This is a genomic window from Paenibacillus sp. EPM92 (assembly GCF_016586185.1).
Classification (GTDB): domain Bacteria; phylum Bacillota; class Bacilli; order Paenibacillales; family NBRC-103111; genus Paenibacillus_G; species Paenibacillus_G validus.
Genome location: NZ_BCPS01000092.1, coordinates 32,699 through 47,556, shown reverse-complemented (window position 1 = coordinate 47,556; position 14,858 = coordinate 32,699). Strand labels below are relative to the sequence as shown.

The 14,858-nt window shown below is 51.2% G+C and carries 17 protein-coding genes and 1 other RNA gene; 9 read left to right on the top strand and 9 right to left on the bottom strand.

The features are described from left to right. The coding region (locus tag JMF85_RS23255; protein ID WP_201318995.1) for a uracil-DNA glycosylase at window positions 1-366 on the top strand (366 nt) is incomplete at its 5' end. 60 nt (window positions 367-426) lie between these two features. On the opposite strand, the gene JMF85_RS23250 is transcribed toward JMF85_RS23255, so the two are convergent. Next, window positions 427-1,614, bottom strand: a complete 1,188-nt coding sequence (locus JMF85_RS23250; RefSeq protein ID WP_141333801.1) for a putative glycoside hydrolase — start codon at window positions 1,612-1,614, stop codon at window positions 427-429. 154 nt (window positions 1,615-1,768) lie between these two features. Here JMF85_RS23250 and JMF85_RS23245 point away from each other — a divergent pair, with 154 nt between their 5' ends. Further along, window positions 1,769-2,932 carry an MFS transporter gene (locus tag JMF85_RS23245; protein WP_127606129.1) on the top strand — a complete coding sequence of 388 codons (1,164 nt, stop codon included), beginning with the start codon at window positions 1,769-1,771 and terminating at the stop codon, window positions 2,930-2,932. A 36-nt stretch (window positions 2,933-2,968) separates the two neighbouring features. Here the strand turns inward: JMF85_RS23245 and tatA are convergent, their stop codons facing one another. The 5 genes from tatA to JMF85_RS23220 form a co-directional block, all read right to left on the bottom strand. After that, a complete protein-coding gene (gene tatA, locus JMF85_RS23240; protein WP_127606127.1) occupies window positions 2,969-3,202 on the bottom strand; it encodes a twin-arginine translocase TatA/TatE family subunit in 234 nt (77 codons plus the stop codon). Between the two features lie 112 nt (window positions 3,203-3,314). Beyond that, on the bottom strand, window positions 3,315-3,509 hold the full coding sequence (locus JMF85_RS23235; protein WP_054796819.1) for a hypothetical protein: 195 nt from the start codon (window positions 3,507-3,509) through the stop codon (window positions 3,315-3,317). Between the two features lie 159 nt (window positions 3,510-3,668). Next, window positions 3,669-4,502 (bottom strand): YitT family protein, encoded by an 834-nt coding sequence (locus JMF85_RS23230; RefSeq protein WP_201318994.1) that lies wholly within the window; start codon window positions 4,500-4,502, stop codon window positions 3,669-3,671. 70 nt (window positions 4,503-4,572) lie between these two features. Further along, window positions 4,573-5,292 carry a DUF4247 domain-containing protein gene (locus tag JMF85_RS23225; protein ID WP_127606123.1) on the bottom strand — a complete coding sequence of 240 codons (720 nt, stop codon included), beginning with the start codon at window positions 5,290-5,292 and terminating at the stop codon, window positions 4,573-4,575. A 50-nt stretch (window positions 5,293-5,342) separates the two neighbouring features. Next, a complete protein-coding gene (locus JMF85_RS23220) occupies window positions 5,343-5,891 on the bottom strand; it encodes a DUF4178 domain-containing protein (protein ID WP_054799237.1) in 549 nt (182 codons plus the stop codon). A gap of 263 nt (window positions 5,892-6,154) precedes the next feature. Here JMF85_RS23220 and cshA point away from each other — a divergent pair, with 263 nt between their 5' ends. From cshA to JMF85_RS23195, 5 genes are all read left to right on the top strand, one after another. Further along, on the top strand, window positions 6,155-7,753 hold the full coding sequence (cshA, locus tag JMF85_RS23215) for a degradosome RNA helicase CshA (protein WP_127606119.1): 1,599 nt from the start codon (window positions 6,155-6,157) through the stop codon (window positions 7,751-7,753). Between the two features lie 161 nt (window positions 7,754-7,914). Further along, on the top strand, window positions 7,915-8,736 hold the full coding sequence (locus JMF85_RS23210) for a YesL family protein (RefSeq protein WP_127606117.1): 822 nt from the start codon (window positions 7,915-7,917) through the stop codon (window positions 8,734-8,736). Between the two features lie 76 nt (window positions 8,737-8,812). Next, a non-coding RNA gene (ssrS, locus tag JMF85_RS23205) (6S RNA) lies at window positions 8,813-8,994 on the top strand. A gap of 43 nt (window positions 8,995-9,037) precedes the next feature. Beyond that, a complete protein-coding gene (gene fsa, locus JMF85_RS23200; protein ID WP_127606115.1) occupies window positions 9,038-9,694 on the top strand; it encodes a fructose-6-phosphate aldolase in 657 nt (218 codons plus the stop codon). Window positions 9,695-9,851: 157 nt separating this feature from the next. Continuing rightward, on the top strand, window positions 9,852-10,241 hold the full coding sequence (locus JMF85_RS23195) for a DUF1499 domain-containing protein (RefSeq protein ID WP_127606113.1): 390 nt from the start codon (window positions 9,852-9,854) through the stop codon (window positions 10,239-10,241). Window positions 10,242-10,315: 74 nt separating this feature from the next. Here the strand turns inward: JMF85_RS23195 and tpx are convergent, their stop codons facing one another. After that, window positions 10,316-10,819, bottom strand: a complete 504-nt coding sequence (tpx, locus tag JMF85_RS23190; RefSeq protein ID WP_127606112.1) for a thiol peroxidase — start codon at window positions 10,817-10,819, stop codon at window positions 10,316-10,318. 128 nt (window positions 10,820-10,947) lie between these two features. On the opposite strand from tpx, the gene gltC reads away from it, so the two are divergent. After that, window positions 10,948-11,841, top strand: a complete 894-nt coding sequence (gltC, locus tag JMF85_RS23185) for a glutamate biosynthesis transcriptional regulator GltC (protein WP_054799239.1) — start codon at window positions 10,948-10,950, stop codon at window positions 11,839-11,841. 82 nt (window positions 11,842-11,923) lie between these two features. Here gltC and JMF85_RS23180 read toward each other — a convergent pair whose 3' ends face one another. Further along, window positions 11,924-12,604: a zinc metallopeptidase gene (locus JMF85_RS23180; protein WP_054796820.1), complete on the bottom strand. Its 681-nt coding sequence runs from the start codon at window positions 12,602-12,604 to the stop codon at window positions 11,924-11,926. Window positions 12,605-12,643: 39 nt separating this feature from the next. Next, window positions 12,644-13,075 (bottom strand): helix-turn-helix domain-containing protein, encoded by a 432-nt coding sequence (locus tag JMF85_RS23175; RefSeq protein WP_054796821.1) that lies wholly within the window; start codon window positions 13,073-13,075, stop codon window positions 12,644-12,646. A 358-nt stretch (window positions 13,076-13,433) separates the two neighbouring features. Between JMF85_RS23175 and JMF85_RS23170 the strand changes: the two genes are divergently transcribed. Further along, a complete protein-coding gene (locus JMF85_RS23170; RefSeq protein ID WP_397376006.1) occupies window positions 13,434-14,813 on the top strand; it encodes an ammonium transporter in 1,380 nt (459 codons plus the stop codon). The last annotated feature ends 45 nt before the right edge of the window (window positions 14,814-14,858 follow it).

The window sequence follows — 14,858 nt, the reverse complement described above, 5'->3', positions numbered from 1 at the left end:
CCTTGGGCGCAGCAGGGCGTTCTCTTGCTGAACACCGTGCTGACAGTCCGGGAAGGAGAAGCGAATTCGCATAAAGGAAAAGGCTGGGAGCGGTTCACCGACCGCGTCATCTCGCTGTTGAACGAACGGGAGAAGCCGATCGTATTCATTCTCTGGGGCAGCCATGCCCAGCAGAAGATGCAGCTGATCACGAACCGGCGCCATCTCATCCTGCGAAGCGTGCATCCCAGTCCGCTATCTGCGCATCGGGGATTTTTCGGCAGCAAGCCGTATTCGCAAGCGAATGCTTTCCTGCAAAGCATCGGCAGCGAACCGATCGATTGGCAGCTGCCCGATCTCGGCGTTCGCCGAGGCAGCAGCGCATAAACTATCCGCCATGCCAAAGAGAGCGGATCGCCCCATACTTGCGGTGCGATCCGCTCTCTTTTAGTAATCGACGTCCGGCGTATACGTATTCACGGCGTTCCACAGCAGAAACTCTTCCACACCGTTATCCTTCAAGGCGCGGATCTGCTCTTCGATCTGCTGCTTGCCGTACCGGATATGCCCCGGCACCCAAGTGGCGGTAAAGTCTTGAATCCAGGGGCGGACGACGGGCTTGAGCTCCTGAAGCGGTTCCAGTTTTTTGTGCGTATCTTTAGTCGCGCCGTCAATGGTGGCGTAGGGAGCGGCGTCCGGCACTTTAGAGCCGAACCAGCCGGTCGAATAATGGCTCGGATAAATCATCGGACAGATGACGTCGACGTTCTGCGAAATTTTTTGAAAATCTTGCCCGATCCCTTCGGCAGCCGGTACGGAAGCGGCATAACCGAAAATGTCTACGGACACCCTTGCGCCGAGCGGAGCGAGCTGCTCGTGCGCGTATTTGACGAACTCGGCGACGGCATCGATGCGCGTCCGGTCGTCTTTGTCGTATTTCAGGGAGTCGGCCCTTTTCTCGAAGCCTTCCGGAAACCGGACGTAGTCGAATTGTATTTCTTTAAATCCGGCTTTTACGGCTTCTTTCGCCACTTCGATATTGTAGTCCCATACTTCTTTTTTATAAGGATTCACGAAGCTGTCGGGTGGATTTTTACTATTGCCCCAGACGGAACCGTCTGCGTTTAAGAAAGAAAGATCAGGACGTTTTTTGGCCAACAAGGTATCTTTGAATACGACGATGCGGGCAATCGGATATACGTCGTGCTCACTCAGCGTCGACATAAGCTTGCCCACGTCGGGAATAATTTTTTGCGTTGTCTCCATGGCAAGCAAGGCCGGATTCCCGGTATCGTATGTAATATACCCCCAATCGTCCTTCACATCGATGACCATTGCGTTCAGCTCGGTGTCATCCATCAGCTTGAGCAGCGTGTTCATCCGCGAGCCGCCGGCACTGTGCGCCGTCGCATAGATGCCTTTTACGGCGGGGGCGTCCTTCTGCGGGTCCAGCTTGACGGCCGGCTTAAGCGGGTCTTCGGGATTGCCGTTCGGGGTTGCGGCTGGCTGCGTTTGCTGCACGATGGCGTTCTTGGAATCTAAGGATGCCTGCACCATTTGTTCGAACGTGGCGTCGGGATGGTCGGCGCTAACGCCGCTCCAAGCCATGAATAACGCGGCCACTAAGAGTTCCATGTTCGTCTCTCCCTGCTAGTATAATATCTATCATTATACCAAAGAAACCGAAAATCGATAGACAGCTTTGATACAATTTGACGAACCGTGCTACAATGCAAAGAATGATGGCCGATGGGACATGCGATCTTAGTTTGATTAAAGGAAGGTAATGATGAACAAGCAGCTTTGGAAATTGCGGGGCCTTAATTTTTCATATTATGCAACGACCGGCGTACTTAATCCTTTTTTGCCGTTATATTTGGGGGAGCGCGGCTATTCGTCTTCGCAAATCGGGCTGTTGATGATGATCGGACCGTTCATCACGATATTCGCCCAACCGATGTGGGGATATATCAGCGATCGTTATCAAACGTTGAAGCTCATTATTTTTTGCTTGTGGGGCATGACGATATTGTCCAGTATCGGCATCTTCGGAACGAGCGGGTATATGAGTGCGTTCATCTTCATGCTCATGCTGTATTTCTTCATGCTGTCTTCGACGCCGCTGCTCGATACCTTGTCGATACGTGTGGCGGAGCGGGCGCATGCGACGTACGGCTCCGTGCGAATGTGGGGCTCGGTCGGCTTCATGCTGCTGTCCTTGTCGTCGGGTTTCCTGCTCACGGCGCTCGGAGGCATGCATAATCTTTCTTTCCTGTACTGGACGATATGGGTTCTGCCGATGCTTCTTCTACTGCTGCTGCGCGACGAGAAGGGGAAAGGCGACGCTGTCGTATCGTTGCGCGCTTTCGGCAGCATGCTGCGCAACAAACAGTTTATATGGTTTTTATTTCTCATTTTCCTGATCATGGTTCCGCACCGGATGAACGATTCGTTGTTTGCTTTGTATTTAAAAGATTTGGGCGGCTCCGATGTGATGGTCGGCTGGGCATGGGCGCTTGCCGCAGGCAGTGAAATCCCTACCTTTGCGCTGCTGGGGCGGTATTTGAACAGGTTTCACGAACTGGCTCTGCTCGGCATCGTGGCGGTGCTGTATACGATCCGCTGGTTGTTGTACGGATTTATTCAAGACCCGGTTATTCTCATGTTTTTGCAAACGACGCAGAGCATCACCTTCGCCGTGTTTTGGATTACCTCGGTGCATTACGTCGTACGTCTTGTACCTGACCATCTGCAATCGACGGGACAATCGATGCTGTCCATGGTATTTCTCGGATTGGCCGGGATCGCGGGCGGCTACGCCGGCGGCTTCGTCAAAGACGTATTCGGCGGAAATGATATGTATCTCTTCGGTGCGGTGATAGCCGGCCTCGCCGCTGTGCTCACATTCGGTACGCAGGCCTATATGCGTAAAAAAAACCATCCTGCCGTGTAGGCGGATGGCTTGGAAAGGCTCCGGTCAGGAGCTTTTCTATTTTTGCGCGTTTGGCTGTTGTGCCGTATCGGAAGCAATCGCCAGCTCTTTTTTCGGAGCTTCCAGCTCACGGTTGTCATTCGTGTTTCCACTGTTGTTGTTCGTCGCATCCTTGAACTCGCGGAACATCTTGCCGAAGCTGCGGCCGAGCTCGGGCAGCTTGTTCGGTCCGAACAGCAGCAGCAGCACGACAGCGATTAAAATAATATGCCATGGGGATAAGGCGCCCATTCATGATCCCTCCGATTACCGTATTCTATGTCATATCATATCACATTTAGGCGGAAAGCATAACATGGAATTATTGCGAAATGTTGAAACTCATAAATAAAACGCCCCCTTCTTAATGAAGGTGGGCGTCTTTCTGGTGCTCGGATATGCTGTATTGAATAATTTCCATGGCGTCCTCGGCCTCCAGGGCAGCGAGCCCGTTTCGCAGCACGATCTCCGACTCGAGTTCACGCTGCTTGAGAAAAGGATATAATTCCGGCGTTAATTTCATAACAATCGTCGAAAGCTTTACTGTTTCCACAAGCATCACCCTTCCCGTCATCTGGTGTTGAGAGATCAGGAGCCACTTACGAGCCATACAGGTAAAGCCGGGGAAATCAACGGCTATGAAGTTACAATTAGATTATAACATAGATTGTTTAAGTTGACAGCGGTACTTTTGTGCCAGCGGACAGCTAAAAATAAGCTAATTTCTGCGAAATAAGCCCATAACGCCGACGGTTTCGGTGATATTCACGAACGCTTGCGGATCCCATTTGCGGACGAGCTGCCGGAGGTCGGCGAGCTCATAACGGGTCGTTACGGTCATCAGCATATGCTGCGGCTGTTTCGTATATGCCCCTTCCGTTTGAATAACGGTAACGCCGCGGTGCAGCTTTTTCATTTTTTGCAGCAGCAGATCCTTCTTTTGCGTGACGATATAGACGGTGACCTTCAAATGCCGGATATGTATCGTGTCCACGACCTTGCCCGTAATAAAAATAGTTACCATCGAATAGAGGGCGAGGTCCCAGTTGTTCTTATAATAGCCGAGCATTAAAATAACGACGCCGTTCAAAGCGAACAGGACGGTGCCGAGCGGAAAATCCCGTTTACGGGTCAATATCGATCCGATGATATCGAGGCCGCCTGTCGAGCCGCCAGCCCTCATGGTGATGCCCGAACCGATACCGAGCAGCACGCCGCCGGTAACGGCGGACATGATCGAATCGTTCGCAACGGTATCGACGGGTACGATCCGCATGAACCATGTCGTTAAGATAACGGAAAACGTGCTGAGCACAATGAATTTGCGTCCGATCGAAACCAGTCCCCAAATCAGGACAGGCAAGTTCAATACGAGGTATAGCAGAGAGATGTCGAACCCGGTCAAATACCCGATCATCATCGCAATCCCGGACAAGCCGCCGCTGAGCAGTTGGTGGGGGATGAGGAACAAATTGAAGCTGGCCGCAATGAAAGCCGAGCTCAAGACGGTCACGAGAATGGAACCGATCCACGAGCGCTGCAGCTTTATCATAGGAATCCTCCGTGAATGCGAAACGTGAAGCTCTCTCACGATTGTCGCGGAAAGCTTCACGTTTCGATCGTTATTTTCGTTTAAAAGAACCGGATCGCTTGCTTGTACTCGGCTTGGACGATCCGCTTGACGGCGCTTTGCCGTAGCTTGGGGTGGAGCCGTCGTTCCGGCGAACCGAGCCGCTGCTGCTTCCGGCGCCCGTACTGGGCTTGGTTGGCGTCGTTGTGAAGCTCCCTTTGCGATCGGACGTCGAAGGCGCGGTCTGCGCCGGCGTCTTCGCGGGAGCGGAGGCGCTCGGATAAGGCGCCGTCTGGTATTTGCCGTAATCGTCGTAACGCTTGCTGGACGTGTAGCCCCGGTAGTCATATCCCCGGTGGCTGTTAAACCAGCCTCCGCCAAAAACAGATTGAATCAGCGTAGCGGTTAAATATCCTTGCAAGAACGAAGAGTCGTAATTATCTTTTGCATATTGGATCGTGTCTAATTCAACAAGCGTCGTATTTTCGTTATCCGGGTCTTTCTGGACATGAATGATCTTGTTGTCGTATACGAGAAACATCCGCTCGGTCGATTCTTTGCTTATTTCCTGCGGTTTCTCTTGCTGTTCCAGTTCATGAGCTACAGTAGGCACATCTTTGCCGGTTACCGAATAAATTTTGGCAGTGCTCTTGCCTTGGCCCTGAACGTCGATCAACGAATAGTTTTCCTTAATAAAATTGCCTGAATCGCCGCATCCGGCTAATAGCGCGAATACGAGCACAAGGGCGAGCCAACGGGCTGCACGCTTCATTGAACAGGGTCACCTCCTCGCAGAACCATCGTATGATCAGGCGAAACGAATCAATGAGACTTCGGTTCGCTCGAAGCTTTCAAAAATTTGATTAAACCGGCAGGCGTCCGTTCGCCTTCCATCGCCACATATTTACCGTCTTGCCATTGCAGGAAAAAATAACGATCCTCCGTCCCGAAATAACGCCAAAACATCACTTGGTCCGCGGCCCGGAAATCCGTATTGCCTTCGGTCCGCACCGTGTCGGTCCGATTGTGCTCAAGCTCGTACGTCACCTCGCCGCCTGTGTCAAGCCGGGTAGGCACATCGTTAGGATCGTCCAAAGCTCCCTCCACGAATTCACAAATAAAGCATTCGTACGTACGTCCTTTTTCCACAAGCAAACAGGAGAGATGCTTGCCGTTTTGCAAATAATACGCAAAGCGATGCGGTGCGAAACCTTGATCGAAGTACGTCAGCTTGCCGGACACGACGTATTCTTCCAGATCGACGCTCACGATGTCTCCAACCTTCGTATCTTCAAACGGATTGGAGGGTTTAGTCTCCGGCACCGACTTGTTGCTTTTCAAAATTCCTCCCACTCTTTTCCATACGGACATGGGCTGTCGCTCCTTTTCGTCAGGGCATTCTATATATGTATTATATACGATGTTCGGGGAAAACGGGTTTCAATTTGAACATTTCTGGAATATGACTTCCGCATGTGGTATAATACTAAAGATATTCTTAAGTACGGCCTTGACTGTTCATTTTGACACAGCTAGAAAGTGTTTCATGAAGAGAGTAATAAAAAGAAGATAGGAGTCGCACTTAAGGGTACAGACAATATGAGAACCCATAGAACAAAGGAGAATGAAATCATTTGAAAACGTTTAGTGAATTCGGCTTGGAGCCGAAAGTGTTGCGTGCCATTACGGAGATGGGCTTTGAAGAATCGACTCCGATTCAAGATAAGGCCATTCCTGTAGCCATGGAGGGCCGCGACCTCATTGGTCAAGCACAGACGGGAACCGGGAAAACGGCAGCATTCGGGATTCCGTTGATCAATAAAATCGACATCAAGGAAGAACGCATCGTAGCGCTCATCATGTGTCCGACCCGCGAACTTGCCATTCAAGTGGCGGAAGAAATCGAAAAGCTCGGTCGTTTCAAAGGCATCCGCTCGCTGCCGATCTACGGCGGTCAAGATATCGTGAAGCAAATCCGCGGCCTGCGCAAGAAGCCGCAAATTATTATCGGTACGCCGGGCCGTTTGCTCGACCACATTAACCGCAAAACGATCAAGCTGGACGACGTGCAGACGGTTATCCTGGATGAAGCGGACGAAATGCTCGACATGGGCTTCATGGAAGATATCCAATCCATCCTTCGGCTTGTTCCGGACGAGCGTCAAACGATGCTCTTCTCGGCGACGATGCCGACTAATATCCAGAAGCTGGCGCAACAGTTCCTGAGAAATCCGGAGCACGTTTCGGTTATTCCGAAGCAAATCAGCGCACCTAACATCGAGCAAGCTTACATCGAGCTGCATGAGCGCCAGAAGTTCGAAGCGCTGTGCCGTTTGATCGATATGGAATCCCCGGATCTCGCGATTATCTTCGGCCGCACGAAGCGCCGTGTCGACGAGCTGTCCGAAGCGCTGCAAAAACGCGGTTATACGGCGGAAGGTTTGCACGGGGACTTGTCCCAGAACCAACGCGATAACGTGATGCGCAAATTCCGTGACGGAAGCATCGATGTACTGGTCGCTACCGACGTAGCCGCACGCGGATTGGACGTTTCCGGCGTAACGCATGTCATCAACTTCGACTTGCCGCAAGATCCGGAAAGTTATGTGCACCGGATCGGCCGTACCGGCCGTGCCGGTAAAGAAGGCGTGGCCTACTCGTTCGTAACGCCGCGCGAGATCGACCACCTGTACTTTATCGAGAAAATTACCCGTCATCGCATTGCCCGTAAGCCGATGCCAAGCTTGGCTGAAGCGATTGAAGGCAAGCAAAAGCTGACAGCCGAGCGCGTGCTTGAAGTGCTTCAAAAAGAAGAACATAACGAATATAAAGGTCTTGCGATCTCGCTGTTGGAGCAGCACGACTCGGTTCACCTGCTGGCTTCCGCTTTGAAATTGCTGACCGGCGGCGATAAGAAGGAAGTTGAAATCGAACTGACGCCAGAGGATCCGATTCGCGCTAAGAAGCGTCGTCCGGACATTCGTTCGAACGGACGCAGACCTTCCGGCCCTTACGGTACGGCAGGCGGCGCACGCCGCAATGACCGTCCTTACGGTGGTGGCGACCGCGGCGGCTCCCGTCGTGACGGCAGCCGTGATGGCGGACGTCGCGAAGGCGGCTACCGTGAGAACCGCGATTATCGCGGCCGTTCGGATAACCGTCAAGAAGGACGCAGCGACCGCGGCGGTCATACGCGTTCGTCCAATCGGTCGAACGAAGAAACGCTCGTATAATACACGAATCGCCCTAGTTACCAAATCGGGAAGGCTCATGCCTAAAGCATGGGCCTTCCTGATTTTATAGCCGTATTTGAATTTCCCGGACGGGCATGGACGGCTACCTGGATTTCCGGAAATAAGCTATAATAAGTTTGGAGACAGAAGGAGGCGTTGTAGTGGAGTTTCGAGGAGTAATGGGCGGATTTTACCGGATTTCCGAATGGATTATGCGGTTGTCCGTCATCAATTTATTATGGATCTTTTGCGCGATACCGTTCTTTTTCCTAGGTATTTTACTGTTGAATTCGACAACAGAGCAGATGGTCTACCAAACCTTGTTCTTAATGGCTGTCGTTTCGCCGTTCACCCTCTTTCCTTCGACGGCGGCCATGTTTAGTGTCGCGCGTAAATGGGTGACGGGGGATGAGGATGTGCCGCTGTTCAAGACATTTTTCCGCGGCTACAAGTCAAACTTCGTTCAAGCGATGATCGGCGGATTTATTTACTTGCTGTTTGGCGCTATCTTGTACGCCAATTTTCAATTTTACGGGAATCAATCCGGGCTGTTCGGCATTTTACGTTTTTTGGTGATGTCGATTTCGGTGCTGCTGATCATTTCTTTGTTCCATTTCTTTTCTATATTGACGCATTTGCATATGAAGATGCTGCAGATTGTCAAGAATGCGGTGCTGATTACGATCGGAAGCCCGATTCGCTCCTTGTCCATGATTGTGCTGGTCGGTGTTGTGCTGTTCGTGAGCACTCGCATATTCACGTTCCTGATTCCGTTCTTCACCGGCAGTCTAATCGCCGTCATTTCGTTCTGGCACTTTAATCTCATCTTCGGCAAGCTGCAGGAAAAGCAGCAGGCTTTGAGCGGGAAGGAAGAGGCGGACGAAGGCGATGCGCCGTCGGACCCGGATGAAGCATCGAAGTCTGGCGACCTTCTTGCGGCGGATGCGGCTAAAGATAACGCCAACCAAGCGGACAAGCAATAAGTTCCCACCGTTCCATGAACTTCATCCGCGGCCGAGTTTACTTTCGCTCAGCGGTAGATTATAATAAGACTACAACAAAATCCTGCGATGTTCGTTTCGGTTTTAAAGTTGTTTTGAACCAATGACTGTTTCTAGGGAGACCAACATTGAATCGCGGCTGACATGCCCTCGAAAAGGGATCTCAAAACCGGTTCTGCGGACACCCACCTGCGAGAGCGGGTTTGAGACACTAAACCGGACGGCATATGCGGGTTTTTTTGTGCCCAAAATACCGGATACATATGATGAAGGGATGTTGGAGATGAAGCTGTTTATCGATACCGCCAATGTGGAAGAAATCCGAAAAGCGCATGAGCTTGGCGTCATTGCCGGCGTCACGACGAATCCTTCGCTGATCGCGAAGGAAGGCAGAGATTTTTTTGAAACGGTACGCGAAATATCCGCCATTGTCGGCAACCTTCCGATCAGTGCGGAAGTTATCAGCTTGCAAGCCGATGAAATGGTGGAGCAGGGCAAGAAGCTCGCTTCTCTGGGCGACGGGATCGTGGTAAAAGTGCCGATGACCGAGGATGGGTTAAAGGCAACGAAACGTTTCACCGAGCTTGGCATTAAGACGAATGTAACGCTTATCTTCAGCTCCACGCAGGCGCTGTTGGCTGCACGCGCCGGCGCTACATACGTCTCTCCGTTCGTCGGCCGTCTCGATGATATTAACCAAATCGGGATGAACCTGATTAAAGAAATCAGCGAAATGTTTAAAATTCATAACATTTCCTCTGAAATCATTACCGCCAGCGTACGGACGACGACGCATGTCATCGATGCGGCGCTGCTGGGCGCAGATATCGCAACGGTCCCTTATAAAGTCATTCAACAGATGGCCAAGCACCCGTTGACGGATGCAGGCATCGAACGTTTCTTGAAGGATTGGGAAGGCGCCAATCAATCGGTTTTCTAGAAGAAGTTTAATTCAAGAGAAAGAGCCGCTTCACTTCTGATTCGGCTCTTTTTCTTGCGAAAACGCGCATTTCCTCTTTCTCTTCCTTGTAAACAATGATATGATAAACATTAGTGTTAACTGGAATAGATACGCACTTCGCATAGGAGGGAATGCTTTGCTAAAGCGAACCTTAATCGGTCTGATTCGCAGCCATGAAACGACCGGAGAGAAAGCCAGGGATCCGCTGCTGAAGACCCGCAATTATAAACTCTCCAAAGACCAGGCCATGGATGAAGTGGTCAACATGTTCAAAAAATTGAACGGTTACAAGCTGCTCCATGAGGTGCGCAGCGTCGGCGAGATCGTATTGGAACGGCGGACGATTACCGGCAGGACGCAGGATATTACGGTGACGTTATTCGGGATCAACCCGGTCAAAACGGCCATCGATGTATATTCCGCCTCGCGCGGTTCGCTGGGGGACTTGGGCTCCAATTACCGCACCATACTGGACATCTTCAAACATATCGACAAGCGGCTCGCCGCTTATAAAATACATGATTGAATCCGGTGTTTTTCCAGGGGGGAATAAAAAACAGCGAGGGTAGCTTCGCTGTTTTTTTTATGACTTCATATGGATTACACGAGTTTTTTCACAGCGTCGACAGCTGCTTCATAGTTCGGGTGATCGGTCATTTCACCGAGGTACTCCACGTATTGGATGGTGTCGTTCGCGTCGATAACAAAGATAGAGCGCATCAACAAGTGCAGTTCTTGGATCAACACACCGTAAGCTTTACCGAAGGAATGATGTTTGTAGTCGGACAAGGTGATGACTTTGTCGATACCTGCTGCGCCGCACCAGCGGGATTGCGCGAACGGCAAGTCGTTACTGATGGTAAGGATGACCACGTTGTCGCCCAATTTAGCCGCTTCTTCGTTGAAACGGCGGGTTTGTGCGTCGCACACGCCGGTATCCAAGGAAGGCACCACGCTGATGAGCTTCACTTTGCCCGCGTAATCGGAAAGCGATGCGGTTTCGAGCAGATTTTTGTTAACTGTGAAGTCAGGTGCTTTGTCTCCGGCTTTAAGCTCCGGTCCGACAAGCGTGATCGGATTGCCTTTCAGTGTCGCTTGTGCCATGTGTACATGGGCCTCCTTTAATTCTCTTTGAGAATGATTGGTATTTCACCAATTATTATTATAAACTTTTATATGAGAACTTGTCCAATAGAGCGTGCCTCAACCAAGAAACAGGGGGAAGGAATCCCGTGGAATTCAGACAGTTGCAGTATTTTGTGAAAGTGGCCCGCAAGCAGCACGTGACTCAAGCGGCGGAAGAGCTGCATGTGGCGCAATCGGCGGTCAGCCGGCAAATCCACCAGCTGGAGGAAGAACTGGGTGTCCAATTATTCGTGCAGAAGGGGCGCAATCTCCAGCTTACCTCGGTCGGAAAGTTGTTTTTGTGTCGCGTAGAAGCCATAATGACGGATTTGGAGCGGGCGATAAACGAAGTTCATGAGTTCATGGATCCGGAGCAGGGAGAAATTCGCATCGGCTTCCCGCACAGCCTCGGCATTTATTTGCTGCCCACCGTCGTGGCGCGTTTTCGGGAAACACATCCGCGAGTCAAATTCCGCCTTCGTCAAGGCACCTACAATAGTCTCATCCGCGATGTGGTGAAAGGTGAAATCGATCTGTCCTTCATTTCACCTTTTCCCGAGAAACATAACCAAGTCACGGGCGATTTGCTGCTGCTGGAAGAGCTGTACGCCATCGTCCCGCAGGAGCACCCGCTGGCCCGCAATGAACAAATTCGATTGGAACAGTTAAAGAACGATTCGTTCGTTATGTTCAGCGAGGAGTATTCGCTGCGGAGCATCGTGCTTGAAGCTTGCACTAAGGCCGGATTTACCCCGAAAATCGGCTTTGAAGGCGAGGAGACGGATACGATCCGCGGATTGGTGGCGGCCGGTATGGGGGTAAGTATGCTGCCGGAGATGGCATTAACGGAGATTAGCCAGCTGCAGCCGTCCAAGGTGCGGGTCATCGAACCGCGCGTAACGCGCAGCGTCGGGTTGATTCAACGCTCGGGGGACAAGCTGCCGCTTGTTGCCGAAGGGTTTCGTAAATTTTTACTCGAGTTTTTCATTCATCGTTCTTGATCATAGCCAGCCCATCAACGGCTGCATCACATAGCAACCAAGAAGCCCCGGCCGATGGCCGGGGCTTCTTGGTGGAGTTGAATTAATCGTCGCTGCGGTTGAAGATCCAAATGTATTCTAACAGCTGCAGCACCGAGATGAGTGCGGCGGCGACATAAGTGAGTGCGGCGGCGCCTAATACTTTGGAGACGCCCTTCTCCTCATGATTACGAATGAATCCCGAGGAGATCATCAGGTCGCGGGCGCGGGAGGAAGCGTTAAACTCCACCGGCAGCGTAATCAACTGAAAAGCGACAGCGGCGCTGAATAAGAGAATCCCGATCAGGATGAGCCCGGAAATTTTGAAGAAAAATCCTCCTAACAGAAGGAACGGTGCGATGCCGGAAGAAAAGTTTACAATCGGGAAAATCTTATGTCTGGCTACCAGCATCGGATAATGAACCTTATGCTGGATCGCATGACCGACTTCGTGCGCCGCCACCGATACGGCGGAGATCGAACGTTCGTAGTATACGGGTTCAGACAATCTGACGACTCTCGCCACCGGGTCGTAATGGTCGGTCAATGCACCGCGAACCGCTTCGACCGGTACGTCATACAGTCCGTTGTCGTCCAGGATGCGCCGCGCTACATCGTAACCGGTCAATCCCGACTCGACCGGTACGTCTGAGAATTTGTTGAAGGTTCCTTTAACCCGGAAGCTTGCCCAAACGCTCAGTCCGAATGCGGCCAGAATGAGGATGGTCCATGGCGTGAATAACATATTCGACTACACTCCATTCTTTGTTTGTTTGAGGTTATATCAGGAAAGAGGGCCTTTACCCAGCAGCAGCAAGAGTGCTTCGATACAAGCAGCAGCGGATGGCGTCAGCTTCTGGTGCAGATTCTTCAGCTGCGTCGGCTTCAGCTTCTCGACAAGCGGGCCGACCTCCTTCGCTTCCCGTTCCAGCTGCTTCAATAGAACCTGCAAGGATGTAAGTTTATCTGTCACAATCTCGTCTTGGCTTACTTTGTTCCATTGACGAAGGCTGTCCTTGATCTCTTCTAAGGTATATTTCTCCCTCTTCATCGATTCAATACGTTTAAGCCGAGTCAAGGTTTCATCACTGTACAATCGATAATTTGTATTCGACCTCGTTTCCGGATCGATTAAGCCGAGCTTCGTATAATAATCGATCGTTCTGGGGCTTACTTCCGATAAGCGAGCCAGCTCGCCAATTTTATAAAGCTTCATATCCCCATGATTCGTCACCTCTTTTCACCTATAATGATACTCATTCCAAACCATACAGTCAAACGTTATGCTTTGCGTTGCGTAAATGGGCATAGAACCGATATGGCTGCCGGAAATCGGTAGACATCCAAATAAATTGTAATAATATATGACACGCATATTAGGAGTAGTACAAATTATTCATCTGAAAAACGAATGATCATCTCTCGATGTCAGGTTATTTTTCGGAAAACCATAAAATTAATGAAAGATCTATTGCAAAAAAATGAATATCTGCATATAATGACATTATTAATTTCATATTATGTTATATAAAATAACACAAACTAAGGAAGTGGTCGATGTGTTAAAGAAAATGATGGTTTCTTTAGGTCTGTTGTCCCTGTTCGCTCCTGCCGGAATGGCACTTGCGGCTGACGACAAAACGCCGGCTCAATTGGCTGCGGCTATCGATTCGGTTTGGGTTATGCTTGCAGCCATTCTCGTCATCTTCATGCAAGCCGGCTTTGCCTTATTGGAAGCGGGCTCGACGCGGATGAAAAATGCAGGTCACGTTGCCGGTAAAACCATCTTGACGTTCGGGCTGTGCGCCATCGCTTTCTGGGCTGTAGGTTTCGGTTTGGCGTTCGGCGACGGCAACAGTTTTATCGGTACCGGCGGTTTTTTCCTGGACGGTACGGCTGATCAGGTGAAAGCGAGCATCAGCTTGTTTGCGGAATCTCCGATTCCGATCGGCATCCTGTTCTTGTTTCAGCTCGCCTTTGCCGGCGTATCGCTCGCGATCGCATGGGGCGGTTTCGCAGAGCGCGGCAAGCTTCCGGTTTACTTCATCTTCGGTATTTTATATACGATCATCATCTATCCTATCGTTGCCCATTGGGTATGGGGCGGCGGTTGGCTCGGCGCTATCGGCATGCAGGATTTCGCAGGCTCGACAGTCGTTCACCTGCAGGGCGCGACGGCCGCTCTCGTGGCGACCCTCTTGCTGAAACCTCGTATCGGTAAATATAATAAAGACAAAACGCCTAACCTGATTCCAGGTCATAACCAAGTGCTTTCCGTTCTTGGCGTCATTATTTTGTGGATCGGTTGGTTCGGATTTAACGCGGGTTCCACGCTTAGCGCAACCGGCGACGGCTTCTTCGGTCACGTTGCGCTGACCACGAACCTGGCTGCTGCAGCAGGTGCGGTAGCGGCACTGATCGTCTCCTGGATTTACTTCGGCAAAGCCGACATTCCCAGCATGCTGAACGGCGTACTTGCCGCGCTCGTCGCCATTACAGCCGCGTGCGCTTTCGTAACGCCCCGCGATGCCATCATCATCGGCGCGATTGCCGGTATTGTTACCTTCTTCACCGCGCAATGGTTTGAAAAAGCGGGTATTGACGATCCGGTTTACGCTTTCTCCGTACACGGGATCGCAGGGGTTTGGGGTACGTTGTCTACAGGTATTTTCGCAACGCCGCAATTGGTTGAAACGGTAGGGATCGGTAAACCCGGTTTACTGTACGGCGGCGGGTTCGAGCAATTGGGCGTTCAAGCGCTCGGCGTTGTCGGGGCGTTCCTCTTCGTGCTCGTGCTTTCCTTCATTATCTTGTACTTGATTAAAGTGACGATCGGTTTGCGCGTAACCGAAGAAGAAGAAATCATCGGTTTGGACCTTTCCGAACACGGCACGTACGGCTATCCCGAGCAAATGAAAAAAGCGGCAGCCGGCGGCCAAACGCACAGCCTGTAAGAAAAGCCTCGGAATCTGTACAAGAAAAGTCAGCTATAATTCTCT